The sequence below is a fragment of the Streptomyces kaniharaensis genome, assembly GCF_009569385.1.
Taxonomy (GTDB): domain Bacteria; phylum Actinomycetota; class Actinomycetes; order Streptomycetales; family Streptomycetaceae; genus Kitasatospora; species Kitasatospora kaniharaensis.
In genome coordinates this window covers 542,392-568,616 of sequence record NZ_WBOF01000001.1, presented here as the reverse complement: position 1 = coordinate 568,616, position 26,225 = coordinate 542,392, and the positions used below count along the sequence as shown (strand labels likewise).

Below are 26,225 nucleotides of genomic sequence, written 5' to 3'. Positions count from 1 at the left end.
CTCGATCACCTCCGGCACGCGGTAACAACCTCTCCTGCGCGTTCACTCCGACGCTGCGTCCCGCGCTCGACCGCGCCCTGACGCAAGCCGTCCGACGCATCGTCATGCCCGCACGCCCCCGCGACCCGTCCGCGCGCCGCCGTGCGGTCCGACGCCGTGCGCCCGCAGGGGGGATCGCTGCTGCGTGCCCCCCGACACCCCCTCAAGGAAGGGGGGAGGGAGGCTCCATCATGACCAACCTGACCCTGGACCCGACAGTTCACGCCGCTCCCACCGCAGTGCTGGACGACGCGCACCTCGGCGACATCAAGGGTGCGCTCGGCACCATCCGGCTCGACGACGACGCTCCGCGCCAGGGACTCTCCGCCCGGTTCAGGACGCTGCTCGCGATCATCGGCCCCGGACTGATCGTCATGGTCGGCGACAACGACGCCGGCGCCTTCGCCACCTACGGCCAGGCCGGCCAGAACTACGGCACCCACCTGCTGTGGACGCTGCTGCTCCTCGTCCCGGTCCTGTACGTCAACCAGGAGATGGTGCTGCGCCTGGGCGCCGTCACCGGCGTCGGCCACGCCCGCCTGATCCTGGAGCGCTTCGGCAGGTTCTGGGGCGCGTTCAGCGTCATCGACCTGTTCCTGCTGAACGCGCTGACGCTGGTCACCGAGTTCATCGGCATCACGCTGGCGGCCGGCTACCTCGGCCTGCCCAAGGCGCTGTCCGTCGTCCTCGCGGCGGCGATCATCATCGCGTCCGCGTTCACCGGCTCGTTCCGGCGCTTCGAACGCGTCGCGATCGGCCTCTGCGTCGGCTCGCTGCTCCTGGTGCCGGTCTACTTCATGATCCACCCGCCGGTCGGCCGCATGGCCGAGGACTTCGTCGTCCCGAACATGCCCGGCGGCACCGGTGAACTCTCCACCGTGATGCTGCTGATCATCGGCATCGTCGGCACCACCGTCGCCCCGTGGCAGCTGTTCTTCCAGCAGTCGTACGTCATCGACAAGCGCATCACCCCGCGGTTCATGAAGTACGAGAAGATCGACCTGTGGATCGGCATCGCGGTCGTCGTGATCGGTGCCGCCGCGATGATGGGCTTCACCGCCGCCGCCTTCGCGAACACCGACGGCTTCGGGCAGTTCACGGACGCGGCCGGCGTCGCCCGGGGCCTGGCCGACAAGGCGGGCAAGGCCGCCGGCGTGCTCTTCGCCATCGCCCTGCTGGACGCCTCGATCATCGGCGCCTTCGCCGTCTCCCTCTCCACGGCCTACGCGATCGGAGACGTGTTCGGCATCAAGCACTCGCTGCACCGCGGCGTCGCAGGCGCCAAGGGCTTCTACGCCGTCTACGCGGGCCTGGTGGCCGTGGCCGCCACCATCGTGCTGATCCCCGGCTCGCCGCTCGGCCTGCTCACCACGGGCGTCCAGACCCTGGCCGGCGTGCTGCTGCCCTCCGCCTCGGTCTTCCTGCTCCTGCTCTGCAACGACCGGGACGTCCTCGGCCCCTGGGTGAACGGGCCGCGGACCAACGCCTTCACGGCCGCCGTGGTCGGCGTGCTGGTCACCCTGTCGATCATCCTGACCGCCTCCGTGCTCTTCCCCGACATCAGCGCGGACGCGATCCTCACGATCATGGCCGTCTGCGGTGTCCTCGGTGTGCTGGCGGCCGGGTACGCCTTCCTCCGCAACCGCACCGCGACGAAGGAGGACCCGATCGACCGCACCGGCCGCGACGGCTGGCGGATGCCCCCGCTGGAGACCCTGGCCCGGCCGGTCGTCTCCACCGGCTACAAGATCGGCATGGGCGCGCTGCGCACCTACCTGCTGGTCGCGATGATCCTCGTGGTCATCAAGATCGTCCAGACCGCCATGGCCGGCTGAGCCACCGGACGCACCTCGGCGGACGGGTGGAGGGCTCGCCGCCCGTCACCCGTCCGCATCGTTCGTCCCGTCGTGATCCCGAACCCGAAGGACAACGGCCGTCCCGCGCGCGCCCGAGGACGTAGAACGGAAGGGCCGTCACACCCCCGACCGGGAGGCCCGATGCTTACACCCGACCCCAAGCACGGGCCGCTCGTGCCCATGCTGCTGGTGCTCACCTTCATCACCGGAGTGGTGGACGCGGTCAGCTACCTCACGCTCGGCCACGTCTTCGTCGCCAACATGACCGGCAACGTGGTCTTCCTCGGCTTCGCCCTGGCCAACGCCGCCAACCTCTCGGCGACCGCCTCGCTCGCCGCCCTCGGCGCCTTCCTGCTCGGCGCCCTGGCCGGCGGCCGCCTCGCCGAGCGGCTGCCCGACCACCGGGGGCGGCTGCTCCGGGCGGCGGTCGCGTCCGAGGCGGTGCTCGTCGCGGCGAGCACCGTCCTGGCGGCGGTGGCCGGGCACACCGCCGACCCGGTCCGCTACACCCTGATCGGGCTGCTCGGCACGGCGATGGGCGGCCAGACCGCCGTGGCGCGCTCGCTCCGGGTGCCCGACCTGCCCACGACCGTGCTCACCAGGACCATCACCGCCCTCACCGTCGAGCGCACCGGCGCGCGGCGGTTCGCCTCCGCGGTGTGGATGTTCACCGGCGCTCTGCTGGGCGGACTGCTCGTCCTCCATGCGAACGTCTCGACGGCCCTGGCCCTCGCCCTGGCCCTGCTGGTCACCGTCGCCGTCCTCCTCCGCCGCCACTGCCGCACCACCCCGGCCTGGGCGCACCCGGACGGTGCGTGAGGCGGACGTGGCCGGCGCGCTCGCGCTTACGGGTGGTCGACCTACGGGTGGTCGACCTCCTTCATCGCCGTCACCCTCCCCTGCCCGTCCCGGTGGATCGTGAAGTACGGGGCGCCCGCCAGCTTGTAGCCGGGCAGTTCGGCGGGCGTGATGGTGCGCTCCTTCGCTCCCTTGCCGTTCGCCGTCTTCCCGTTCGTGCCCTTGCCGTTCGCACTCTGCCCGTTCGTGTCCTGCCCGTTCGCACTCTGCCCGTTCGCGCCCTTCCCGCCGGGCTCGACGACCTGCACGACGGCGTTCTTCGCCAGCACGTAGCTCGCCGGGTCGCCGGTCGGCGTGTACTCGACGGCCTGCTCGTCGCCGACCTTGTGGGTGCAGTTCACCGGCGTCACGTTCACTTTGGTCGTCCCGCCGCCGGTGGTCGCGGAGTTGAACCTGACGGTCTCCGGCCGGGCCGGGTCCTGATGGCACGGCTCGACCGCCGCCGAGGCCGCCGCCGAGGCCGTCGGCGCGGGCGTGGTCGGGGCCGCGCTCGCGGTGGGCGCCGGCGTGGTGGGGGCGGCGGTCGCGGTGGTGGAGGCGGGCGGGGCCGCGGCGGGTGCGGGGTCGGGGTCGTCCGGCCCGCAGCCGGTGACGAGTGCGGCCAGGCCCAGGGCGAGCGCGGCGGTGGCCAGGGCGGTGCGGTGGTTGGTCATGTGCGTTCCCCCGAGAGCTGATGCGGTGCCGGGGGAGACGCGGATCGGCCGGCGCCGGTTTCAGTCCGTATGCTCAGCCCGCGTTTTCGGTCCCCGTCTTCAGTCCTCGTGCCGCTGGCCGGCCCGGCCGCTCCAGCGCGGTTCGAGCAGGGCCCAGGAGCGCGCCCAGGAGTCCTCGGCCCGCCGGTCGAGCGTCCGGAGCCGGAGCCGGAGGCCGACGACCACGAGGGCGGCCAGCGCGAGCAGGCCGCCGGCGCCGGTGCAGGCGGCGGAGACGGCGACGGCGGAGCGGTCGAGCGGGGGCCTGGCGACGGCGCCGGCGGGGTCGACCCAGATGCGGACGGCCGTGCCGGTGGTGGCCTCGCGGGGTGCCTGGACGACGCCGGTGTGTGGCCGTCCTGCGGGGTGGGTCCAGGAGGCCTCGGCGTCGACACCGTTCTCGAACCCGGCGACGAGGCGGCCCCCGGCGGCGGCGTGTTGGGAGGTGCCGAGCACCGTGGCATCCACCTGGTGGAGCCGCCCGCGTTCGGCGTCGGCTTCAGGGGCGGCGGCGCGGTAGCTGAGCAGGGCCGCGGTGGCGGAGAGGACGAGAGCGAGCAGCAGTCCCAGGGCGGAGAGGGCACAGGCCCGGGCGCGGGCCCGGTCGACCGGCCGGGCCAGCGGCTCGTGCCGGGCGCCCAGGGCCCGCCGCAGCTGGCGCCCGGCTCGCCGTGGGAGCGACGTGGGCCGGGCCGGGCGCGGGCGGCTGGACACGATGACGGCTCCTCAAAGGCGTTGAGGCGGTGCGGTGGTGAGCCGCTTTCCGTCACACAATGTCCACCCGACGGCCGGTCGGGCACAAGAGTGCGCAACAGGGGGCTGGCGCGGGGCCGCAGTTAGAGCTGAGATATCGTCAGAAACGCTCGGTAGTGCCCTAGAAGTGTCCAGGCGAAGGCGCGTTGTCGGCCTCGGTTGCGGCCCAGGTCCCGGCCTCAGCCGAGCCGGTAGGCGTGCGTCCCCGCCCGCCGGACGCCGTCCATGCCCGGCAGCCAGGCCGCGAGGACGAGGGCCGACGGGTAGAACATCGGCTCCGGCAGCGCGTCCACCGGGAAACGCTCCCAGCCGCCACACGCGTGCGGCTCGGTGACGACCGCATCGGCCAGGCTCGGCGGCGCCAGCACGGCGGCGGTCAGCCGGGGCCGGCCGAGCTCGTGGTCGAGCAGCACGGCGAGCACCCGCATCTCGTCGGCGGGCAGCACGATCCCGGTCTCCTCGGCGAGTTCGCGGGCCGCGGCCTGCTCGAAGGACTCGCCCGGGTCGTCCACCTTCCCACCTGGCAGGCTCCAGGTGGGCGGCTCGCCGGCGGTGGTCCGGCGGCCGATCAGCACCCGGCCGTCCCCGGTGGGCACGATGACGCCGGCGCCGATCAGCGGTGCGGTGGTCAACTCGCCATCTCCTTCTCGATGGTCACCGGGCTCACCAGTTGCCGCGCTCGTAGTCCTTGAGGAAGCAGCCGTACAGGTCCTCGCCCTGCTCGCCGCGGACGATCGGGTCGTAGACCCGGGCCGCGCCGTCGACCAGGTCGAGCGGGGCGTGGAAGCCCTCGTCGGCCAGGCGCATCTTGTCCGGGTGCGGGCGCTCGTCGGTGATCCAGCCGGTGTCGACGGCGGTCATCAAGATGCCGTCGGTCTGGAACATCTCCTGCGCGCTGGTGCGGGTGAGCATGTTGAGCGCGGCCTTGGCCATGTTGGTGTGCGGGTGGCCGGCGCCCTTGTAGCCGCGGGAGAAGACGCCCTCCATCGCGGACACGTTGACCACGTACTTGCGGCGGGACTGCGACGCGGCCATCGCCGGGCGCAGCCGGCTGATCAGGATGAACGGCGCGGTGGAGTTGCAGAGCTGGACCTCCAGCAGCTCCATCGGGCCGACCTCCTCGACGGTCTGCACCCAGCTGTTGGTGTCGGCGAGGTCGGGCACCAGACCGCCGGCGTCGATCGCGGTGCCGGCCGCGATGCGGGCTGGCGTGGCGGAGCCGGTGACCAGGGCGAGCGACGTGACGTCCTCGGCGGCCATCCGCCGCTCGACGCCGCTCGCCTGGTGGGGGAGGGCGGGCAGGTCGACGCTGCCGCTGCCGAAGCGGCCGATGGTGGTGGCCTGCGGGAGCTCGCCGGCCGGCAGCGGCGCGGACTCGGCGGCGACCAGCTCGCGGTAGGACTCCGGCGGGCGGCGGACGGTCTGCGCGGCGTTGTTGATCAGGATGTCCAGCGGGCCGTCGGCGGCGACCTCGTCGGCGAGGGCCATCACCTGGGCCGGGTCGCGCAGGTCGATGCCGACGATCTTGAGGCGGTGGATCCACTCGGCGCTGTCCGGCATCGCCTTGAAGCGGCGGATGGCGTCGTTGGGGAAGCGGGTGGTGATCGTGGTGTGGGCGCCGTCGCGCAGCAGCATCAGCGCGATGTACATCCCGATCTTGGCCCGGCCACCGGTGAGCAGCGCGCGCTTGCCGGTGAGGTCCGCGCGGGCGTCCCGGCGGGCCCGGTTGAGGGCCGCGCAGCGCTGGCAGAGGTTGTGGTAGAAGGCGTCGACCTCGGTGTACCGGCCCTTGCAGATGTAGCAGGAGCGGGGCCGCTCCAGGATGCCGGCGATCTCGGTGGTGGTGACGGTGGTCAGGCCGAAGGCGCCGGCCGTCTCGTCGTCGATCCGGGTGGGGGCGCCGGTGGCGGTGCGCGCGGTGACCGCGCGGTCGTTGGCGGTCTTGCGGGCCCGGGTCTCCTGGCGGCGGCGCTGCTTGAGGGTGCGGAATATGCCGCCGACGGCCTTGCGCACGGTGATCGCGTCCGGGTGGTCGACGTGCAGTTCGTCGAGTTCGGCGAGCACCTCCAGGCAGAGCCTCAGGCGCTCCGGGTCGAGGCCGGGACCGTAGTCGATCTCCTCCTCGCAGCCCTCGCTGCCCTGGTGCTGCTCGATGTCCGTGTCGATCCCCGTGCCCGCCGTCATGCCCGCTGTCGCTTTCCCGTTCGCCTCGCCGTTACCGCGTGAATGCTACGGGAGCGGTCCGGGCCAGGGCGAAAACCGGGACTTTTGGAGGATCCTCCATGTCTACGCGCGGAGCATTGATCTTGGTTTGTGTGCAGTGCCAGCAATCGCCCTCGAACTGGCTTTTGCCCCCACCGTCGCGGAGAATCGAACGTTGGGTGCCGGGCGCCCGAGTGCGCCCGGCGGCACTGCCGCAACCGCACCCGAGGTGTAATTTCTCCCAGCCAGAGAGCCCCCTTTCATGCGCTTCCTGAACGACCTCAAGCCCTCGTACGACTTGACGTACGACGACGTCTTCATGGTCCCCAGCCGTTCCGCCGTGGGCTCCCGGCAGGGCGTCGACCTCTCCTCGAACGACGGCACCGGCACCACCATCCCGCTGGTCGTCGCCAACATGACCGCCATCGCCGGCCGCCGGATGGCCGAGACCGTCGCCCGACGCGGCGGCCTGGTCGCCATCCCGCAGGACATCCCCACCGAGGTCATCGCCGAGGTCATCTCCTGGGTCAAGCAGCGCCACCTGGTGCACGACACCCCGATCACCCTCGCCCCGGGCGCCACCGTCGCCGAGGCGCTGTCCCTGCTGCCCAAGCGCGCGCACGGCGCCCTCGTCGTGGTCGAGGGCGGCAAGCCCGTCGGCGTCGTCACCGAGTCCGACTGCCAGGGCGTCGACCGCTTCACCAGCCTCGCCGACGTCATGTCCCGCGACCTGCTGCTCCTGGACGAGGGCATCGACCCGCGCACCGCCTTCGACAAGCTCTCCGACGCGCACCGCAAGCTCGCACCGGTCGTCGACGCCGAGGGCGGGCTGGTCGGCATCCTCACCCGCAAGGGCGCGCTGCGCGCCACCCTGTACACCCCGGCCGTCGACGCGGCCGGCAGGCTGCGGATCGCCGCCACCGTCGGCATCAACGGCGACGTGGCCGGCAAGGCCAAGGCCCTGGTCGAGGCCGGCGCCGACGTGCTGGTGGTGGACACCGCGCACGGCCACCAGGAGAACATGATCAACGCGCTGCGCGCGGTGCGCGGCCTGGACCCGCAGGTCCCGATCGTGGCCGGCAACGTGGTCTCCGCCGCCGGTGTCCGCGACCTGGTCGAGGCGGGCGCCGACATCCTCAAGGTCGGTGTCGGCCCGGGCGCCATGTGCACCACCCGGATGATGACCGGCGTCGGCCGCCCGCAGTTCTCCGCCGTCCTGGAGTGCGCCGCCGAGGCACGCCGGCTCGGCAAGCACGTGTGGGCCGACGGTGGTGTCCGGCACCCGCGCGACGTCGCCATGGCGCTGGCCGCCGGTGCGTCCAACGTGATGATCGGCTCGTGGTTCGCCGGCACCTACGAGTCCCCGGGCGACCTCCAGACCGCCGCCGACGGCCGCCAGTACAAGGAGAGCTTCGGCATGGCCTCGGCCCGTGCGGTGAGCAACCGCACCGCCCAGGACTCCACCTACGACCGGGCCCGCAAGGCGCTGTTCGAGGAGGGCATCTCGCACTCCCGGATGTTCCTCGACCCGGCCCGCCCGGGCGTCGAGGACCTGATCGACTCGATCGTGGCCGGCGTGCGCAGCTCCTGCACCTACGCGGGCGCCAGCACGCTGGAGGAGTTCCACGAGAAGGCGATCGTCGGGGTTCAGAGCGCGGCCGGCTACGCGGAGGGCAAGCCGCTGCACTCCAGCTGGGCCTGATCACCCGTACCGTCCTCGGCGGCCGGCCGGTTCCTCGCCCCGGGGAGCCGGCCGGCCGCCGTCGCGACGTGGCCGGGGTGCAGCCCGAGCGGCAGCAGCAGCGCGTGGCCGAGCAGCCCGACCGAGCCGTCCAGCGCGGCGGCGAAGGCCTGTTCGGCGCACGGCACCCGGTGCAGCTCCCACAGCGCCCGGACGGCGGACCATGCCGTCTCCCGGGCAGCGTCCACCGACCAGGCGCCGAGCAGGTGGGTGAGCGGCTCGACCCGCTCCAGCAGATCCGGCCCGGGCATCAGCTGCTCCCGGACGGCGGCCTCCACCTCGGCGAGCACACCGTTGATCCGGTGGTAGTCGGCCTCGACGTCGCCCGGCTCGCAGCCGAGCCGGTCACAGGTGTCGACGACGGCGAGCGGCAGGTCGTGCTCGATGTGGGCGTTCATCCCGGCCAGGGCGAACTGCAGCGGGTGCACCCCGGCGTGGGCGCGCAGCTCGAACAGCGGCCGCCAGCAGGCGGGAGGCTCCCGCCCGGCCGTGGCGGCGCCCACCGCGAGCAGGTAGCGCCCGGCGAACACCACGTCCAGCTCGGCCATCGCCGTCGGATCCGCGAAGTACCGGCCGCAGAGCCGGTCGCGGACCGCCTCCGTGACGGTGAGGTAGGCCCGGTTGAACACCGCCACCCCGTCCGCCGGTGGCAGGCCCGCCCCGATCTCCCGCAACCGGCCGACCACGTCGTCGACCGTGTCCACCGCACCGTCCGCTGCCGCCGCCGCATCGGGCATGGGCCACTCTCCGATGTCGATCGCACTGATCGCATCATCGTGGCAGCGCGGACGGCCGCCCGGCGGGCGCGGCGCGCGGCCGACAAGGTGACCCCGGCCAGGTCGGCGGGGAATCAGCCCAGCTCGTACTCCAGGACGTAGGTGTGCTTGCCGGCCTCGTCGACGGCCAGGTGGAACTCCCCGGTGAGCCCGGCCAGCTCGCCCGCGCCCGTCCCCGGCACCACGCGTATGGTCACGCCGCTGGTGTCCCAGGCCGCGTGCTGCAGCACGAACGAGCCCTTCCGCCCGTCCAGCTCGCCGGTGACGCGCTCCACCGCGACGTACGACGCCGGTGCGCCCGCCGCATCCCCGACGGACAGCATGCGCACCTCGCTCGTACCGCTGAGCCCGCCCGTGAAGGTCTTGGAGATCCTGATGCGGCCGAACGGCGCGTCCGTCCGCTCCTCCGTCTCCACCGGCTCGAAGCCGGTCACCTCGAACGCCCCGCTCGCCTTGCTCCCCATGGCCCCGTCCCCTCGGTTCGACGATCGTGTCCGCGGCCGGCACCCCCCGTCGGCCGTGGACAGAGCCTTGCACACGCCACTGACAATCGCCCCCGCGGTGATCCCTCACAGCTCCCAGCGGATCGCTAGCAGCGCCGCGTCGTCGGCCAGCCCGGCGCCCCCGACCCAGCCGTCGACGTCCGCGAGCAGTTCGTCCAGCAGGTCCGCCGGGCTGCTCGTGCGCAGGCCCGGCAGCCGCTGCGTCAGCGGGTAGAACCGGCCCTCGGCGTTCCGGGCCTCCGAGACGCCGTCCGTGTGGAGGAGCAGCAGGTCGCCCGGTCGCGGTTCGAACAGGCTCGCCGGGTAGCCGCCGTCGGCCAGTCCGAGCAGGCCCAGCGGCGGCGCCGGGAACGGTGGTTCCAGCTCGCTCGCCCGGCCCGCGCGGCGCAGCAGCGGGTGCGGATGGCCGCAGTTCACGATGGTCACCGGCCCCCGGCCGCCCGGTGCGACCTCCAGCAGCAGCGCGGTGGCGAACCGCCCGTCGCCCGGCCGGGCGGTGAGCGCCGCGTCCAGCCGCTCCGCGAGCCGGCCGGGATCGGGCTCGGTCCGCGCCGCCTCCCGGAACACCCCCAGTACGTCGGCCGCCGTCTCCACCGCCGGCAGGCCGTGCCCCTGCACGTCCCCGAGCAGGATCCGCACACCGAACCGGGTCTCGACGACGGAGTACAGGTCTCCGCCGATCCGCGCCTCCGCCGCCGCCGCGACGTACCGAACGGCCAGGCGCAGCGGCCCGATCCGTTCCGGCGGCGGGCGCAGCAGCGCCCGCTGCGCCGCCTCGGCCACCGTCCGGACCTGGAACAGCTCCCGCTCCCTGGCCGCCACGAGCACGACGTTGGCGGCGCTGGCCAGGGTCGCGGCGAGCACCGTGATCAGCGCGGTGACGTGCACCTCGGTCGGCAGGTCGGTGTTGGTGGACTCCAGCAGCCCGACCGCGATCACGGCCAGCCCCCCGGCGAGCAGCGGCACCCGGGCCGTCCGGGTGGCCGCGCCGGCCAGCACCGGCGCCACCGCGAGGACGGGGGAGAGGGTCGTCCCGGGGCCGGTCACCAGATCGGCCACCACGGCGCCGACCAGCAGCACGAGGGCGCCGTACAGCAGCAGCCGGGTGCGCCGCGGAAGGTGCAGCGGCGGCACACCGTCCGGGCCGTCGGCACTCACACGTCCTCCCTGGCTGGAGCGGGCCTCCCGTCCACTCTCCCTGCGCGCCCCAGCGGCGGCACCTCGAAGGACGGCACCGGGCGGGCCCCGGCTAGGCTGGGCCGCGAGATGAGACGCAAGAGCCGCCGCCCGGCATCCCCCCTCCCGCAGCGCAACGGCGTGGATCCGGTGCACCTGCGGCTGCCGACCGAGGGCTCCTGGCCGACCGTCCGCTCCTACCTGGCGGAGCGGCTGCCCGCGGTGGCCGCCGAGCGGATCGACGCGGCGCTGCGCGGGCGGGAGATCGTCGGCGAGGACGGGCCGGTCGCGCCCGACGCGCCGTTCCGGCCCGGCGCGCACCTGTGGTTCCACCGGGACCTGCCGGACGAGGTCCGTGTCCCGTTCGAGCTGGAGGTGCTGTACCGGGACGAGCACCTCGTGGTCGTCGACAAGCCGCACTTCCTGGCCACCACCCCGCGCGGCAGGCACGTCGCCGAGACGGCGCTCTCCCGGCTGCGGCACACCCTCGACCTGCCCGCGATCAGCCCCGCGCACCGGCTCGACCGGCTCACCGCCGGCCTGGCGATGTTCGTGGTGCGGCCCGAGGACCGCGGCGCCTACCAGACCCTCTTCCGCGACCGGCTGGTCCGCAAGGAGTACCAGGCCGTCGCCTCCTACGACCCGGCGCTCGACCTCCCGCGCACCGTCCGCAGCCACATCGTCAAGGAGCGCGGGGTCATCGCCGCCGGCGAGATCGACGCCCCGCCGAACAGCGAGAGCCGGATCGACCTGGTCGAGCGGCGCGACGGCCTCGCCCGCTACCGGCTCCGCCCGCTCAGCGGACGCACCCACCAGCTGCGGCTGCACATGAGCGGCCTCGGCGTGCCGATCCTCGGTGACCCGGTCTACCCCGTGGTGCTGCCCGAACCGGCCCCGGACGACTTCCGCCACCCGCTCCAACTGCTGGCCTCCGTCGTCGAGTTCACCGACCCGCTGACCGGCCGCGAGCGCCGTTTCGAAAGCCGCCGCACCCTGGCCGCCTGGACCGACCCCGAGGGCTGGGCAGCGGGGAAGTAGGGCCGGCAGAAGGGAACTAGGTCCAACGGACGACCGGGTCCCGGTCCCGGTGACCGATCCGCCAGGCGGCCCGGCGGCGCGATCGTGGGGCCATGAACGCAGCACAGCACACCGCCCCCGCCCGCGTCGCCGTCGTCACCGGAGCCTCCCGCGGCCTCGGTCTCGCCCTCGCCGAGGCCCTCGCCGCCGACGGCTGGCAGCTCGTGATCACCGCCCGCGGCGCCGCCGGACTCGCCGCCGCCGAGGCGCGTCTGGCCGCCGTCACCAAGGTCGTCGCGCTGCCCGGCACGATCGTCGACGACGACCACCGCGCCCGCCTCGCCGAGGCCGCCGCCAGGCTCGGCGGCGCGAGCCTCCTCGTCAACAACGCCGGCACCCTCAACGGGAGCGACGACGCCACGGCCGAACCGCTGCCCCGGCTCGCCGACGTCCCGCTGCCCGCTCTCCTGGAGACCTTCGAGGTCAACGCCCTCGCCCCGATCGCACTCACCCAGCTCGTCCTGCCGCAGCTGCGTGCCCACGGCGGCGCCGTCCTCAACATCAGCTCCGACGCGGCCGTCGTCCCCTACCTCGGCTGGGGCGGTTACGGCGCGAGCAAGGCGGCCCTGGACCTCGCCACCGCCGTCCTCGCCCGCGAGGAGCCGGACGTGCGGGTCTGGGCCGTCGACCCGGGCAGCATGCGGACCGGGATGCTCCAGGCCGCCAGCCCCGGCGAGGACATCTCCGGCGAGCCGCTGCCCGAGGAGGTGGCCCCCGTCCTGCTCGGCCTGCTCCGCGACCGCACCCCCTCCGGCCGCTACCGCGCCGAGGACCTGGCCGCCCCGGCCCGGGGTGGGCGATGACCACACCGGCGACCATCGACCTCGACATCACCGTCCCGCCCGAACTCTCCGCCCGCGCACCGGCGGAGGCGCGCGGCGAGGCGCGCGACGGCGTACGGATGCTGGTCGGCCGACGCGACCGAGGGACGGCCGAACACCACCGCTTCACCGACCTGCCCGAGGTGCTGCGCCCCGGCGACCTGCTGGTGGTCAACAACTCGGCCACCCTCCCCGCCGCCCTACCCGGCCGGCTGCCCGACGGCACCCCGGTCGCGCTGCACCTCTCCTCCGCCCAGCCCGACCAACGCGGCGCCCACCTGGTGGAGTTGCGCCGGGTCGTCCCCGGGAAGGCGGCGGCCTACTACCCGCCGCAGGACACCCCGGCCCGCCCCGGCCTGCGGGTGGGCCTGCCGGCCGGCGGCGCGGCGCGACTGACCGCGCCGTTCACCGCCCGCCTCTGGTACGCCGAACTCGACCTGCCCGCGGCGCTGTTGTCGTACCTGGCGGTGCACGGTCGGGCGATCCGCTACGGCTACGTGGACCGCGACTGGCCGATCGACGCCTACCAGACGGTCTTCGCGACCGTGCCCGGAAGCAGTGAAATGCCCAGCGCCGCCCGCCCGTTCACCGCCGAGGTGGTGGCCCGGCTGGCCGGCCGCGGGGTCCTGGTCGCGCCGATCACCCTGCACACCGGCGTCGCCTCCCCGGAGGCCCACGAGGCCCCCTACGCCGAACGCTTCCACGTCCCGGCGGCCACCGCGCGCCTGGTCGGCCACGTCCACGCCGACGGCGGACGGGTGATCGCCGTCGGCACCACCGTCGTCCGTGCCCTGGAGTCCGCCACCGACCCGGGCGGCACCGTCCACGAGGCGGACGGCTGGACGGAGTTGGTGATCACCCCCGACCGCGGCGTCCGCGCCGTCGACGGCCTGCTCACCGGCTGGCACGAACCCCGCGCCTCCCACCTCCACCTGCTCGCCGCCGTCGCCGGCCGCCCGCTCCTGGCGAACTGCTACCGCGAGGCCGTCCACCACCGCTACCTCTGGCACGAGTTCGGCGACGTCAACCTGCTCCTGCCAGACTGAGCTGTGGGCTCCTGGGCCGCTGCCGGCCGTCGCGCCGACCGCGCTCTGCCGGACCGCACCGCGCTCAGCCGGCAACGGGGGCGAGGAGGGTCCGGGCGACGTGGTCGGTGTCGAGGTACTCGCGGACGGCGGTGATCAGGCCGTTCTCGACGGTGAAGATGCCGAGGCAGTGGTTGTCGTAGACGGCGCCGTTCGCGGCCTTGCCGACGGTGGTCCACTCGGCGACCACCTGCGGGCCGTCGGCGATGACGCCGGTGAGGGTGATCTCCGGGAGGCCGTCGGGCGCGAAGAGGGTGCCGATCTGGCCGAGGAAGTCGCCGAAGATCTCCTGCTTGCCGCGCCAGGTGCGCGACAGCGCGAGGTCGCCGGGGTAGGTCCAGGTGGCGTCCTCGGCGAAGAGGGCGATGGCGGCGTCCAGCTCGCCGGCGGCGAGGTTGGTGACGTAGTCGGTGACGACGGTGCGCGGGTCGAGCTGGTTCACGGTGGCTCCTTCGGTTGGTCGGCGGGCTTGTCCCGCCGTGCCACCAGGTAACCGCTCATGCCGCCCGCCCGGCCAACAACCGCACCACCCCAGCGACAACCGGCCGTTGTCGTCGCAGCGCCCGCTAACCGGACGAGGTGCCGGGCGGCAGCTCCAGCTCGAACCAGACCACCTTGCCGTCCTTGGTCCGCCGGCTGCCCCAGCGGTGGGCGAGCTCGTTGACCAGGTGCATGCCGCGCCCGCCCTCGTCCTCGGTGCGGGCGCGCCGCATCCGCGGGGCCTCGCCCTCCTCGTCGGCCACTTCGACGGTCAGCATCCGGTTGCAGAACAGCCGCAGCTGGGTGGGTGATCCGGCGTGGACGAGGGCGTTGGTGATCAGTTCGCTGGTGAGCAGTTCGGCCCAGTCGGCCAGGGAGCCGAGCCCCCACTCGACGAGCGTCTCGCGGGTGAACCGGCGCGAGTGCGCGACCATCGCGTGGTCGCCGGTGAGCGGCAGGATCGCGATCCGGTCGGTGCCGGCCGGACGGACCTGCGCCATGATGACGGCGATGTCGTCCTCGGCGGTGCGGCCGGTGAGTTCGGCCAGGACGGCGTCGCAGGTCTGCTCCAGCGACCGGCGCCGGTCGGCGACCGTGCGGCAGAGCAGCCGCAGGCCCTCGTCGAGGTCGCGGCCCCGGCGCTCGACCAGCCCGTCGGTGTAGAGGGCGAGGATGGCCTCCTCGGGGAGGGTGAACTCGACGCTCTCGAACGGGACTCCGCCCACGCCGAGGGGCACGCCCGGCGGCAGCTCGACCAGCCGGGCCCGGCCCTCCGGGTCCGCCACCACCGGCGGCAGGTGGCCGGCGCACGCGGCGGTGCAGTGGCGGTCGACCGCGTCGTAGACGACGCAGACACACGTGGCGAACTGGCCCTCGCCGATGGCGGTGGTGGCCTCGTCCAGCCGGCGCAGCACGCGTGCCGGGTCCAGGTCCAGTGTGATCAACGTGCGGGCGACGGTGCGCAGTTGGCCCATGGTGGCGGCGGCCCGGATGCCGTGGCCCATCACGTCGCCGACGATCAGCGCGACCCGCCCGGAGGAGAGCGGCACGACGTCGAACCAGTCGCCGCCGACCTCGCTGACCACGCTGCTGGGCAGGTAGCGGTAGGCGATCTCCAGGCCGAGCGTGCGGTGGATCTCCTGGGGCAGCAGGCTCCGCTGGAGGGTGAGCGCGGTGTCCCGCTCGCGCCGGTACAGCCGCCCGTTGTCGATCGCGAGGGCGGTGCGGGCGGCCAGTTCCTCGGCGAGCGAACGGTCGGCCGGCCCGAACGGCACCGGGTTGCGCGTGCGCACGAACTCGGTGCCGCCGAGCACGAGTCCGCGCGCCACCAGCGGCACCATCAGGTACGAGTGCACCCCGGCCGCCAGGCTCGGCTCCACCCGGTCGGGCGAGGCGACGATCCGGCGCAGCTCCTCCTCGGTCACCTCCGCGATCAGGATCGAGCGCCGGGTGCGCAGGCTCTGCGCGTACACCTCGGCGGACTGCGAGGTCTCGCCGACCTGGTCGGCGGCGCCGGTCATGGTGCCGTCCGGGGCCGCTTCGCCGACCGCGACCGCGCGCATCAGCACCGAGCCGTCGTCCGGGACGGGCCCCGGCTCCTCGCCGCCGAGCACCGTCTCACGCAGGTCGACGGTGACGAAGTCGGCGAAGCGGGGGATCACCACGTCCACCAACTCCCGCGCGGTGCGGTGCAGATCGAGGGTGGTGCCGATCCGGTTGCTGGCCTCGTTGAGCAGTGACAGCCGCTGCTGCGCCGCCCACGCCTCGTCCAGGGCGCGCTGGCGGGCGGCGGCCGCGTCGCGCTCCCGGGTGAACAGCAGCGCGTTGTCGATCGACACCGCGGCCCGCACCGCCAACTCCCCGGCCAGCGCGAGGTCGTCGTCCTCGTACGGGCGCTCGACGAGGGTGCGGTAGAAGCCCGCGACGCCGACCGGGGTGCCGCGCGCGATCAGCGGGACCACCATGAACGAGCGGACGTTCTGCTCCCGCACCGCCGCCGAACGCACCGGGTCGTCGGCGAACCAGGCCATGCCGGCCTCGTCCATCCTCGGCACCAGCACCGGTTTGCGGTTCGCCAGGGACCACGCGTACGGCGAGCCGGGCACGAAGCGGTGTACCCCGCCGAGCCGGTCGATCGGCTTCAGCGTGGAGCCGTGCACCGAATGGAACGCCATCCGCCGCAGCACGGCCGAGCTGTCCGGCTGGGGGCGGGCCTCGCGCTCGCCGTGGACCAGGTCCTCCAGCACCTCCACGACCACGGTGTCTGCCAGCCGAGGCGTCGCCACCTCGGCCAACTCCTGGGCGGTCTGAGCGAGATCGAGGGTGGTGCCGATCCGGGTGGAGGCCACGTTGACCAGCGCCAGCCGCTCCTGCGCGGCCTTCGCCTCGCGCAGTGCCTGCTGGCGGGCCAGCACGGTCTGGTGCTGGCGCAGGTACAGCCGGGCGTTGTCGATCGCGACGGCGGCGCGCGAGGCCAGTTCGTCGCCGAGGGTGATGTCCGCCTCCGCGAAGGACTCGCGGGCACCGCGCCGGGAGTACACGATCATGCCGAGCGTCGTGCCGCGCGCCACCAGCGGGGTGATCCGCACCGAGCGCGGCCGGTCGCCGAGGTAGGCCTGGCGGCGGCTCTCGGGGATGCCTTCGCTCAGCAGCGGCAGCTCCCACGACGGCACCACGACCGTCCGCCCCGTGGTGAGGGCCCGCGTGTACGGGGAGTCCGTCGGCAGCTCGTAGACGGTGTCGACCGGCAGTGCCTCCGCCGGGTACAGCGGGTCGTTGGAGGCGAACGCCAGGCGGCGCACCAGCTGCGGGGCCTCCGGGTCGGGCGGTTCCACGTTGCGCCCGGCCACCAGCGCCTCCAGGGCGAACACCCCGCTGATGTCGGCCACCCTGGGCACCATGGCGTCGGCCAGCTCCCGGGCGGTCTGTCGCAGGTCGAGCGTGGTGCCGATGGAGGCCGTCGCGTCGACCAGCAGGGCCAGCCGCTCCTGCGCCCTGGCAGCCCGGGCGTCCGCGCGGAACCGCTCGGTGATGTCGATGATGGTCGAACTGACGCCGAGCACCCGCCCGCCGGGGTCCTCCAGCCGGAAGTACGAGGCCGACCAGGCGTGGTCGTGTTGCGGGTCACGCGGGGTGCGGCCGTGCGAGCGGCTATCAACCACGGGCGTACCGGACTCCAGCACCTGGCGCATCACCGCCTCGGCCTCCTCGCCGTTGATCCCGGGCAGCACCTCGGTGAGCCGGTGGCCCAGATGCGCGTCCACGGACAGGCCGTTGACGCGGGCCAGCGCCTCGTTCAGCCGGACGAACCGCAGGTCGGGGTCGAAGACGCCCATCCCGACCGGGGACTGCGTGAAGAAGCCGTCGAGGACCGCCAGGTCCGCCTGGATCCGGCGCAGCGTCGTCACGTCGGACGCGACGGCCAGCACCAGCGGGCTGCCGCCGGGCCCGGCGATCGGGTGGGTGCGGAACTCCAGGTTCACGTTGTGCCCGTCCCGGTGCCGGACCGCGAACACGCCGGACCAGCCGCGGCCGTCCAGTATCTGCTGGAAGAGCTCCAGCAGATAGGGCCGCTGCTCCTCCGAGGCCAGCAACTGGGCGGCCTTGGCGCCGATCGCCTCGTCCGCGGTGTAGCCGAGCAGTGCCTCCGCGTCGCCGCTCCAGTGCAGGATCCGCCCGTCGGCCTCGATCAGCGCGGTGGCGATCGGCACCATCAACAGGGCATCCTGCCGCGGCTCCCCCTGGTGCTGCATCTCGTTCACCATGGCCAGAGAACCGTCCGGAGATCGTTCCCACCAGCCCTGCCATCTTCCCACGCAGCCCCGCCGAACCGCTCACCGTACGCCTACCGGCCTCGGCGGCTCACGATCCGCAAGGCCGCCTGTGGCGGTCGGTGGCCGGCTCGCGTGGGGGTGGGCGGCCAACCGGTCGTCCCGAACCCGCGCCGGATCGTTCCGCCAATGCCTCACCTCTCCTACGTCGTCGTCGCGAACCCGTTCTGCAGCGTGCGCAGCAGCGCCGTGCCGGGCGAGTCGGGCGACCGGCGGGTGTTGGCCAGCACGACCACCCCCACCTGCTTCTCCGGATCGAAGGCCACGAAGGACCGGAACCCGCCCGTGCCGCCGTTGTGCCAGATCTGGAGGTGGCCGCCCTGCTGGGTGTGCAGGCGGTGGGCGAGCCAGCCCAGGTGTACCCAGGCGAACGGGTTGACCCGGTGCCGTACCTCCCTGGTGAGCGATATCGCGGGCGCCAGCGGCCCGTCCGGCTCGCGGCCGGCGGACAGCTGGGCCCGCACGAATATCGCGAGGTCGGCGGCGGTCGAACGGAGCGCCCCCATGCCTCCCAGATCGGCGAAGTTCCAGTACGGCACCGCCCGCCCGCGCGCCGTGTGCCCGTGGGCGAGCCGCTCGGACTGCTCCTCGTCCGGCGTCACCACGGTGTCCGCGAGCTCCAGCGGAGCGCAGACCTCACGCCGCACCAACTCCGCGTAGCCGGTGCCGGCCCGGTGGGCGAGGGCGAGACCGAGCAGCCCGGCACCGAGGTTGGAGTAGCGGAAACCGCGCCCGGGTACGGCCCGCAGCCTGGTCCGGGCGAGACCGGCGAGGATGCGATCGGCGGTGCAGTGGGCGTACGGGTCGGGCTTGTGCGGGGTTAACAGGGCGGCAGCCGTCATGCCCCGGGGCAGCCGGGGAAGCCCGGAGGTATGGGTGGCGAGGTGTCGCAGGGTGATCGCCTGCCCGCGCCGGACGGGGACCGCGGCACCGTCGGGGAGCAGCGCGGTGACCGGATCGTCCAGCTCGGCCGCGCCGGCCAGCACCAGCCGGGCGAGCGCGAGCGAGCTGAACACCTTGGTGACGGAGCCGACTTCGAACAGCGTGCGCGGCCCCGGCACGCCGCCGCCCGGGCCGGTGCGCCCGGCGCCGCGGATCTCCACCGCGCCGCCGGCCAGCCCTGCGACGACCGCGCCGACGTGCCGGCCCGCGAGTTGGTCGGCGGTCCGCTGGACGAGGCAGGCGAGTTCGTTCATGGCAGTGAGCCTAGGCGCGCCCACCTGCGGATTCGTCAGCCCGCACGGTGATTTCGGCGGCTGCCTCCTGCGCCCGCAGGAGTACGCCCCACTACGTTCGGCGAGGTATGTCGGAGCACACCAGGGCGCCGCCCCGACCGTCAGAGACCTTCGAGCGCCGCCCGAAGCCGGCGGGCGACCTCCGCCGCGCCCGCCTCGTCCGGGTACTTGCCGCGCGGCCAGAAGAACCCGCGCAGCCCGTCCTTCGGATTGCGCGGCACGACGTGGACGTGCAGGTGCGGCACCGACTGGCTGATCCGGTTGTTGGCCGCGACGAAGCTGCCCGCCGCGCCCATCCCGTGCTCCACCGCGGCGGCCACCCGCTGGACCCGCAGGAAGAACGGCCCCACGTCGGCCGCCGGCAGGTCGGCCAGGGTGTGGTGGTGGGCCCGCGGCACGACCAGCACGTGCCCGGGGAAGAGCGGCCGGCGGTCCAGGAAGGCGACCGCCGCCTCGTCGTCCAGCACCAGGTGCGCGGATTCGGTGCCCGCCACGACCGCACAGAAGACGCAGTCCATCCGCCCATTCAAGCCGCCGGGCGTCGCCCCGTGCGGGAGGGGCACGCCGTGCGATGGACATCCCGCATCCCGGACATCCCACGTCCCCGAGGCCGCCGGCCGTGCGCTGGCGTCTACTCGTAGCGGTGGAGCAGCGCCTCCCGCTCGTCCTGCTCGATCATCTCGATGGTCAGCGAGTCGTCCCGCAGGTGCGAGAGCGTGATCTCGGCCGAGCTCGGCTGCGCGTCCTGGGCCGGCCAGTTCTCCGGCTTCCACGCCGAGCCGCGCAGGAACGCCTTCGGGCAGTGCGCGTACACCTCCTCGACGGCCACCACGATCGCGCTGCGCGGGGGCTTGCCGACGGCGGTGAGCTGCCGCAGCAGCTCCGGGTCGGTGGACACGCAGGCCCGCCCGTTGACCCGCAGCGTGGTGTCCCGGCCCGGGACGACGAAGATCAGCCCGACCCGGCCGTTCTCCAGGATGTTGTGCAGGGTGTCCAGCCGCTTGTTGCCGGTGGCGTCAGGTATGGCCAGCGTGTACTCGTCGAGCACCGAGACGAGCCCGGCCGGCCCGCCGCGCGGGGAGACGTCGCAGCGTCCGGCGGCGTCGGAGCTGGCCACGAAGACCATCGACGAGCAGGCGATCAGCTGCCGCGCCGCGTCATGGAGGCGGTCCACCTGCTTGCGGCGGGCGCGGTCCCCGGGGTGTTCGTAGATCTCGCGCAGCTGGTCCGGAGTGCGCACGGCCCCGGCCCGGAGCGCGGCGAACAGGCTGCCGGGCCCGTCCGGAAGGGTGTTTGACGGAACGGAAGTTTCCGGTGTGCTGGTCATACCGGGAATCTAGCCGAGCGGGTCGGGGCAGCCCAGGAGGCAACCTGGCCGCACCCCTCCCCACCAGCGGTTTTCCGCTGATAATGGGGCCAAAGGCTTCCACGGGAGGTGGTGGTCGTGATCGTCAGGATCTGGGCCGGTCAGGTCATGGCCGGGCACATCGAGGAATTCTGCACGCTGCTGACGACACAGGTCATCCCGCAGCTCGGGCGGACGGACGGCTGCCTGGGCGGCGAGCTGCTGCGCTCGGTGACCGAGGACGGGCACCGGGTGCTCGTGGTCAGCCGGTGGCGCGACGAGGAGGCCCTGCGCGGGTACGCGGGGCCGATGTGGCGGATCCGACCGGTCTGGTCGGAGGGCGAGCTGCGCTATCTCGCACACCCGCCCGAGGTCACCCACTTCATGCCGATCGCGGCGCCCGCACCTCTCTGAACCGCGCGCACCCCTGAACCAACGCTCCGAACGCGGACCAACGCTCCGAACCGTTCGAACCGCATCCCCGGGGCCTCACACCGCGAGCGGCACCGGGTGGATCTCGTCCGCGGGGTGGCCGGTGCGCGTGTGGACCCGCTGCACGGCCTCCTTGGTCGGCGCCTCGGAGAGGCAGTACACCGTGCCCGACTCGGGGTCGGCCCAGGCATGCTCGAAGTGCACGCCCTCCTCGCCTTCTATCGCCAGGTCGGCCGCGTGCGACTGCCTGAGCTGCTCGTCGGTGATCCCGGTCATCCCGTGGTGGACGTCCATGAACTTGGCCATCGCCCTCGCCTCCGTGCCCGACAGCCTCGACAACTCGACAACCTCGACCCGCTCGGCATGTTCGGCACGTGCTCGACTTCGACATGTACTCGACCCGCTCGAACGGTCGGGCCCTACCACCAGCCTGCGCCCACGACCACCGCGCCACCACCCGGCCGCCCCGGCCCCGGGCATTCCCCGCCCACACGTGAAACAGCCCACAGCGAAAGCCTCTCCCTGGGCCAGCACGGGCCGTGGCACAATGACGGCAACAGCAGTGACGTTCAGCGCACTCCGGGGTCGGTGAAAATCCGAACCGGCGGTTACAGTCCGCGACCCGTCCGCAGCCAGCGGCCGGTTGACCAGGTGAAATTCCTGGACCGACGGTTAAAGTCCGGATGGGAGGCGTGCGCGGGCGGACGAAGAGCAGTACCCGTGGGCCCCGGTGGTCCATGGTCAGGTGGACGGCGGGAGTGCACGCGCTTCCGTGCTGGGGGAGCGATTTCCCGGCGGCCTCGGCACCCCGGCGACGGGTCGTGCCGCCGGCCGGTGCACCGGTGCCCGTCCGTGTCATCTCCCTATGCCGCCCCGGAGTCCGCGCCCCAAGCGCGAGGAGAACCCGGGTGTTCACCGGCATCATCGAAGAGCTCGGCGAGGTCGTGTCGATCGAGGAGATCGGCGACTCCTCGCGGATCCGCCTGCGCGGCCCGGTGGTCTGTGCGGGTGCCCGTCACGGCGACTCCATCGCGGTCAACGGCGTCTGCCTGACCGTCGTCGACACCCCCGACGAACTGGCCGCCGGCACCGGCGAGTTCAGCGCCGACGTGATGGCCGAGACGCTGCACCGCTCCAGCCTCGGCGAGTTGAAGCCCGGCTCCCCGGTCAACCTGGAGCGCGCCATGGCGCTCGGCGACCGGCTCGGCGGCCACCTCGTCCAGGGGCACGTCGACGCCACCGGCACGCTGCTGAGCCGCGAGCCCGGCGAGCGCGACGCGGCCGGTGAACTCCGCTGGGAGGTCCTGCGGTTCTCGCTGCCGGACACCATCTCCCGCTACCTGGTGGAGAAGGGCTCGATCACCGTCGACGGCGTCAGCCTCACCGTCGTCGAGGCGGCCCGCGACAGCTTCACCGTCAGCCTGATCCCGGCCACCCTCGCGCTGACCACGCTCGGCGCCAAGGCCGTCGGCGACAGCGTCAACCTGGAGGTGGACGTCCTCGCCAAGTACGTCGAACGGCTCCTCGACTCCCGCACCCTGCCGAACCTGCCGATCAACCACCCGGAGTCGAAGTGAGCTGGCTCAGCGGAGAAGCGTTCACCGTCCTCGGTGAGCACGTGAAGTGGGCCGACATGTGCGGCAACGTGCTCGGCCTGTCCGCCCTCGCGCTCGGCTGGCGCCGCTCGGTGTGGAGCTGGCCGGTCCAGCTGCTCTCCGGCGCCGTGCTGATCGCGGCCTACCTGGGCGGCCACGTCCCGGGCCTGATCGGCAAGCAGCTGATCGTCATCGTCACCGCCGCCTGGGGCTGGACCCAGTGGCAGCGCGGCCGCCGGGACACCGGCACGATCGCCGTCCGCTTCGCCACCTGGCCCGAGCGCGCGGCCCTGGTGGCCGGCACCGCCGCCGGGACGGTCGGCCTGGCGCTGCTGTTCCAGGCGTACCCCAACCTGTCCTGGAGCCCCTGGTCGGACGCCTACATCTTCGTCGGCACGCTGGCCGCGATGGTCGCCCAGGCGCGCGGCTGGCTGGAGTTCTGGTTCGCCTGGATCGCCGTCGACGTGGTCGGCGTCCCGCTCGCCTTCGACAGCGGTTACTCCTTCTCCGGCCTCACCTACTCGATCTACTTCGTCCTGGTGCTGCTCGGCCTGCGCTCCTGGTGGCTGAGCACCCGTGAGCCGCGTCTCCAGTCCGCCACCGTCCCGCAGGGAGTCACCGCATGACCGCCCATCAGACCGACGGCCCCACCGACGAGTTCGTGCTCGACCCGATCGAGCGGGCCATCGCCGACATCGCCCTCGGCCGCGCCGTGATCGTGGTCGACGACGAGGACCGCGAGAACGAGGGCGACATCGTCTTCGCCGCCTCCGCCGCCACCCCCGAGCTGATGGCCTTCACCATCCGCTACAGCTCCGGCGTGATCTGCGCCCCGATGACCGGTGACGAGCTGGACCGGCTCAAGCTCCCGCCGATGACGCAGGTCAACGAGGACCGCAAGGGCACCGCGTACACCGTCTCGGTGGACGCCCGCGAGGGGGTCGACACCGGCATCTCCGCGGCCGACCGCGCCCGCACCGTCCGGCTGCTGTCCTCGCCCGGCACCGAGCCGGGCGACCTCACCCGCCCCGGGCACGTCTTCCCGCTGCGCGCCGTCGAGGGCGGCGTGCTGGTCCGCCCCGGGCACACCGAGGCCGCCGTCGACCTGGCCAGGCTCGCCGGGCTGCCGCCGGCCGGCGCGATCGCCGAGGTGGTCAACGACGACGGCACCATGGCCCGGCTGCCCGAGCTGGTCGCCTTCGCCCGTGAGCACGGCCTCGCGATCATCTCCATCGAGGACCTGATCGCCTACCGCCGCCGCACCGAGCTGCACGTCGACCGGGCCGCGGTCACCGCCCTGCCCACCGTCCACGGCGAGTTCACCGCCGTCGGCTACAAGGGCACCATCGACGGCATCGAGCACATCGCCCTGGTGGCGGGCGGCCTCGGCCCGGACGGACGGCTGCCGGACGGCGAGGACGTGCTCGTGCGGGTCCACTCCGAGTGCCTGACCGGCGACGTCCTCGGCTCGCTGCGCTGCGACTGCGGCCCGCAGCTGGAGGCCTCGCTGCGCCGGGTCGCCGAGGCCGGCCGCGGCGTGGTGCTCTACCTGCGCGGCCACGAGGGCCGGGGGATCGGCCTGACCCACAAGCTGCGCGCCTACGAGCTGCAGGAGCAGGGCCGGGACACCGTCGACGCCAACCTCGATCTCGGCCTGCCCGCGGACGCCCGGGACTACAGCATCGGCGCCCAGATGCTCGTCGACCTCGGGGTGCGCTCGCTGACCCTGCTCACCAACAACCCCGAGAAGCTCACCGCGCTCACCGAGCACGGCCTCAAGGTCAAGGGGCGCGAGTCGATCGAGATCGCGCCCGGCGAGCACAACCTGCGCTACCTGCGCACCAAGCGCGACCGGATGGGCCACGACCTGCCCGGCCTCGGCTCCTGACGGCGGACCCGTCCCACACCCACAGCCGGACCCGACCCACACCTACAGGAAGAGCAGAGAACATGAGCGGCCACGGAGCCCCCGAGCTGACCATCGACGGCGCCGCCGACCTCAAGGTCGCGGTCGTCGCCGCCCAGTGGCACGACAAGGTGATGAACGGCCTGCTGGACGGCGCCCACCGCGCGCTCAAGGAGCTCGGCATCGCCGAGGCCACCGTCCTGCGCGTCCCCGGCACCTTCGAGCTGCCGGTCGCCGCCAAGCGCCTCGCCGACCGCGGTTACGACGCCGTCATCGCCCTCGGCGTCGTCATCCGCGGCGGCACCCCGCACTTCGACTACGTCTGCCAGGCGGCCACCGCCGGCCTCACCCAGGTCAGCGTGGACACCGGCGTCCCGGTCGGTTTCGGCGTGCTGACCTGCGACAACGAGGAGCAGGCGATCGACCGCGCGGGCCTGCCGGGCTCCGCCGAGGACAAGGGCCACGAGGCCGTCACCGCCGCCGTCGCCACCGCCGCGGTGCTGCGCGCGATCGCCTGACGCCGGCGAAGCCGCTCCGGACCGCTCCCGGACCGCTTCCGGACCGTGGACGTCCACTGGACTGTCCACGGTCCGGAACCGTTTACCGCCGGTCAGCCCGCACACCGTAAGGTGAGGTCCATCATGGCTTCGAAGACATTCGAGGAGCTCTTCGCCGAGCTCCAGCAGAAGGCCGCCACCGGCGACCCCTCGTCCTCCCGCACCGCGCAGCTCGTCCAGCAGGGCGTCCATGCGATCGGCAAGAAGGTCGTCGAGGAGGCCGCCGAGGTCTGGATGGCCGCCGAGTTCCAGTCGGACGAGCAGACGGCGGAGGAGATCTCGCAGCTCCTCTACCACCTCCAGGTGATGATGATCGCCCGCGGCCTGACGCTCGACGACGTCTACCAGTACCTCTGATCCGGTCCGAACAGCACACCCTCCCCAACAGGTAAGGAACTGACCTCCCATGCTGCGCATCGCCGTCCCCAACAAGGGTTCTCTCTCGGGTCCCGCGGCGGAGATGCTCCATGAGGCCGGCTACCGCCAGCGGAAGGACCCCAAGGAGCTCGTCCTCGTCGACCCGGACAACCAGGTCGAGTTCTTCTTCCTCCGGCCGCGCGACATCGCCGTCTACGTCGGCTCCGGCCGCCTGGACATCGGCATCACCGGCCGCGACCTGCTGCTGGACTCGCACTCCGACGCCGAGGAGGTGCTCGCCCTCGGCTTCGCCGGGTCGACCTTCCGCTTCGCCCGCCCCGAGGGCGTCGCCGTCGAGGACGTGAAGGGCCTGGAGGGCCTGCGGATCGCGACCTCGTACACCGGCCTGGTCGAGCAGCACCTCGCCGACCACGGGGTGAAGGCGACCGTCACCAAGCTGGACGGCGCGGTGGAGACCGCGGTGCAGCTGGGCGTCGCCGACGTGATCGCCGACGTCGTGGAGACCGGCACCAGCCTGCGCAACGCGGGCCTGGAGGTGTTCGGCGAGCCGATCCTGGTCTCCGACGCCGTGGTGATCCGCCCCAAGGGCGCGGGCGACGACCAGGCGGTGGAGCAGTTCCTGCGCCGCCTCCAGGGCGTGCTGGTGGCCCGCCGCTACGTGCTGATGGACTACGACATCCGCGCCGAGAAGGTCAGCGCCGCCGTCGCGCTCACCCCGGGCCTGGAGTCGCCGACCGTCTCCCCGCTGCACACCGAGGGCTGGGTGGCCGTCCGCGCGATGGTGCTCCGCAAGGAGGCCCAGCGGATCATGGACGACCTGTGGAGCATCGGCGCCCGGGCCATCCTGGTCACCAACATCCACGCCTGCCGCCTCTGACCTCGCGGGCA

General features: G+C 73.2%; 26 protein-coding genes and 1 riboswitch. Of the genes, 13 read left to right on the top strand and 13 right to left on the bottom strand.

The features are described 5' to 3' along the window. Positions 1–230 precede the first annotated feature (230 nt). Positions 231–1,874 (top strand): NRAMP family divalent metal transporter, encoded by a 1,644-nt coding sequence (locus F7Q99_RS02530; RefSeq protein ID WP_153459877.1) that lies wholly within the window; start codon positions 231–233, stop codon positions 1,872–1,874. 162 nt (positions 1,875–2,036) lie between these two features. Beyond that, entirely contained in the window at positions 2,037–2,714 is a 678-nt protein-coding gene (locus F7Q99_RS02525; protein ID WP_153459876.1) for a YoaK family protein, read from the top strand. Between the two features lie 41 nt (positions 2,715–2,755). Here F7Q99_RS02525 and F7Q99_RS02520 read toward each other — a convergent pair whose 3' ends face one another. The 4 genes from F7Q99_RS02520 to F7Q99_RS02505 form a co-directional block, all read right to left on the bottom strand. Continuing rightward, positions 2,756–3,406, bottom strand: a complete 651-nt coding sequence (locus tag F7Q99_RS02520) for a hypothetical protein (RefSeq protein WP_153459875.1) — start codon at positions 3,404–3,406, stop codon at positions 2,756–2,758. 99 nt (positions 3,407–3,505) lie between these two features. After that, on the bottom strand, positions 3,506–4,159 hold the full coding sequence (locus F7Q99_RS02515; protein WP_153459874.1) for an Rv1733c family protein: 654 nt from the start codon (positions 4,157–4,159) through the stop codon (positions 3,506–3,508). Between the two features lie 218 nt (positions 4,160–4,377). Further along, on the bottom strand, positions 4,378–4,830 hold the full coding sequence (locus F7Q99_RS02510) for a nucleotide triphosphate diphosphatase NUDT15 (RefSeq protein ID WP_153459873.1): 453 nt from the start codon (positions 4,828–4,830) through the stop codon (positions 4,378–4,380). A 31-nt stretch (positions 4,831–4,861) separates the two neighbouring features. Further along, positions 4,862–6,382: an SDR family oxidoreductase gene (locus F7Q99_RS02505; protein ID WP_153459872.1), complete on the bottom strand. Its 1,521-nt coding sequence runs from the start codon at positions 6,380–6,382 to the stop codon at positions 4,862–4,864. Between the two features lie 280 nt (positions 6,383–6,662). Between F7Q99_RS02505 and F7Q99_RS02500 the strand changes: the two genes are divergently transcribed. After that, the gene (locus tag F7Q99_RS02500; RefSeq protein ID WP_153459871.1) at positions 6,663–8,102 is read left to right on the top strand and encodes a GuaB1 family IMP dehydrogenase-related protein; all 1,440 of its coding nucleotides are present in this window, start codon (positions 6,663–6,665) and stop codon (positions 8,100–8,102) included. On the opposite strand, the gene F7Q99_RS02495 is transcribed toward F7Q99_RS02500, so the two are convergent. The 3 genes from F7Q99_RS02495 to F7Q99_RS02485 form a co-directional block, all read right to left on the bottom strand. Then, positions 8,063–8,878 carry a DUF5995 family protein gene (locus tag F7Q99_RS02495; protein WP_326846174.1) on the bottom strand — a complete coding sequence of 272 codons (816 nt, stop codon included), beginning with the start codon at positions 8,876–8,878 and terminating at the stop codon, positions 8,063–8,065. The two genes, F7Q99_RS02500 and F7Q99_RS02495, sit on opposite strands and share 40 nt — an antisense overlap. 113 nt (positions 8,879–8,991) lie before the next feature. Further along, entirely contained in the window at positions 8,992–9,381 is a 390-nt protein-coding gene (locus F7Q99_RS02490) for a DUF3224 domain-containing protein (protein WP_153459870.1), read from the bottom strand. A gap of 105 nt (positions 9,382–9,486) precedes the next feature. After that, positions 9,487–10,578, bottom strand: a complete 1,092-nt coding sequence (locus F7Q99_RS02485; protein WP_326846173.1) for a PP2C family protein-serine/threonine phosphatase — start codon at positions 10,576–10,578, stop codon at positions 9,487–9,489. Between the two features lie 108 nt (positions 10,579–10,686). Between F7Q99_RS02485 and F7Q99_RS02480 the strand changes: the two genes are divergently transcribed. The 3 genes from F7Q99_RS02480 (at position 10,687) to F7Q99_RS02470 (ending at position 13,540) form a co-directional block, all read left to right on the top strand. Continuing rightward, positions 10,687–11,634, top strand: coding sequence for a pseudouridine synthase (locus F7Q99_RS02480; protein WP_153459869.1), 948 nt, complete (start codon positions 10,687–10,689; stop codon positions 11,632–11,634). A 92-nt stretch (positions 11,635–11,726) separates the two neighbouring features. After that, the gene (locus tag F7Q99_RS02475) at positions 11,727–12,476 is read left to right on the top strand and encodes an SDR family NAD(P)-dependent oxidoreductase (protein WP_153459868.1); all 750 of its coding nucleotides are present in this window, start codon (positions 11,727–11,729) and stop codon (positions 12,474–12,476) included. Continuing rightward, the gene (locus F7Q99_RS02470; protein WP_153459867.1) at positions 12,473–13,540 is read left to right on the top strand and encodes an S-adenosylmethionine:tRNA ribosyltransferase-isomerase; all 1,068 of its coding nucleotides are present in this window, start codon (positions 12,473–12,475) and stop codon (positions 13,538–13,540) included. The genes F7Q99_RS02475 and F7Q99_RS02470 overlap by 4 nt, the downstream gene beginning before the upstream one ends. 64 nt (positions 13,541–13,604) lie before the next feature. Here the strand turns inward: F7Q99_RS02470 and F7Q99_RS02465 are convergent, their stop codons facing one another. From F7Q99_RS02465 to F7Q99_RS02445, 5 genes are all read right to left on the bottom strand, one after another. After that, on the bottom strand, positions 13,605–14,021 hold the full coding sequence (locus tag F7Q99_RS02465) for a nuclear transport factor 2 family protein (protein ID WP_326846172.1): 417 nt from the start codon (positions 14,019–14,021) through the stop codon (positions 13,605–13,607). Between the two features lie 124 nt (positions 14,022–14,145). Then, complete coding sequence (locus F7Q99_RS02460; RefSeq protein ID WP_195910979.1) at positions 14,146–17,811, bottom strand: SpoIIE family protein phosphatase; 3,666 nt, start codon at positions 17,809–17,811, stop codon at positions 14,146–14,148. Between the two features lie 221 nt (positions 17,812–18,032). Continuing rightward, positions 18,033–19,085 (bottom strand): serine hydrolase domain-containing protein, encoded by a 1,053-nt coding sequence (locus tag F7Q99_RS02455; RefSeq protein ID WP_153459865.1) that lies wholly within the window; start codon positions 19,083–19,085, stop codon positions 18,033–18,035. Between the two features lie 140 nt (positions 19,086–19,225). Next, on the bottom strand, positions 19,226–19,642 hold the full coding sequence (locus F7Q99_RS02450) for an HIT family protein (RefSeq protein WP_153459864.1): 417 nt from the start codon (positions 19,640–19,642) through the stop codon (positions 19,226–19,228). Between the two features lie 113 nt (positions 19,643–19,755). Beyond that, positions 19,756–20,451: an MSMEG_1061 family FMN-dependent PPOX-type flavoprotein gene (locus F7Q99_RS02445; protein ID WP_153459863.1), complete on the bottom strand. Its 696-nt coding sequence runs from the start codon at positions 20,449–20,451 to the stop codon at positions 19,756–19,758. A gap of 117 nt (positions 20,452–20,568) precedes the next feature. On the opposite strand from F7Q99_RS02445, the gene F7Q99_RS02440 reads away from it, so the two are divergent. Further along, complete coding sequence (locus F7Q99_RS02440; protein WP_153459862.1) at positions 20,569–20,883, top strand: antibiotic biosynthesis monooxygenase family protein; 315 nt, start codon at positions 20,569–20,571, stop codon at positions 20,881–20,883. A gap of 75 nt (positions 20,884–20,958) precedes the next feature. On the opposite strand, the gene F7Q99_RS02435 is transcribed toward F7Q99_RS02440, so the two are convergent. Further along, the gene (locus tag F7Q99_RS02435; protein ID WP_153459861.1) at positions 20,959–21,207 is read right to left on the bottom strand and encodes an SCO4226 family nickel-binding protein; all 249 of its coding nucleotides are present in this window, start codon (positions 21,205–21,207) and stop codon (positions 20,959–20,961) included. Between the two features lie 265 nt (positions 21,208–21,472). Further along, positions 21,473–21,600: riboswitch (FMN riboswitch) on the top strand. Between the two features lie 209 nt (positions 21,601–21,809). Here F7Q99_RS02435 and F7Q99_RS02430 point away from each other — a divergent pair. From F7Q99_RS02430 to hisG, 6 genes are all read left to right on the top strand, one after another. After that, entirely contained in the window at positions 21,810–22,478 is a 669-nt protein-coding gene (locus F7Q99_RS02430) for a riboflavin synthase (protein ID WP_326846171.1), read from the top strand. A 56-nt stretch (positions 22,479–22,534) separates the two neighbouring features. After that, complete coding sequence (locus tag F7Q99_RS02425) at positions 22,535–23,122, top strand: nicotinamide mononucleotide transporter family protein (RefSeq protein ID WP_153465717.1); 588 nt, start codon at positions 22,535–22,537, stop codon at positions 23,120–23,122. Further along, complete coding sequence (locus F7Q99_RS02420) at positions 23,119–24,384, top strand: bifunctional 3,4-dihydroxy-2-butanone-4-phosphate synthase/GTP cyclohydrolase II (protein WP_153459859.1); 1,266 nt, start codon at positions 23,119–23,121, stop codon at positions 24,382–24,384. Before F7Q99_RS02425 ends, F7Q99_RS02420 begins: the two co-directional genes overlap by 4 nt. A 62-nt stretch (positions 24,385–24,446) precedes the next feature. Continuing rightward, a complete protein-coding gene (ribH, locus tag F7Q99_RS02415; protein ID WP_153459858.1) occupies positions 24,447–24,920 on the top strand; it encodes a 6,7-dimethyl-8-ribityllumazine synthase in 474 nt (157 codons plus the stop codon). Positions 24,921–25,043: 123 nt separating this feature from the next. Further along, a complete protein-coding gene (locus F7Q99_RS02410; RefSeq protein WP_153459857.1) occupies positions 25,044–25,316 on the top strand; it encodes a phosphoribosyl-ATP diphosphatase in 273 nt (90 codons plus the stop codon). Positions 25,317–25,365: 49 nt separating this feature from the next. Then, a complete protein-coding gene (gene hisG / locus F7Q99_RS02405; protein WP_153459856.1) occupies positions 25,366–26,214 on the top strand; it encodes an ATP phosphoribosyltransferase in 849 nt (282 codons plus the stop codon). Positions 26,215–26,225: the final 11 nt, after the last annotated feature.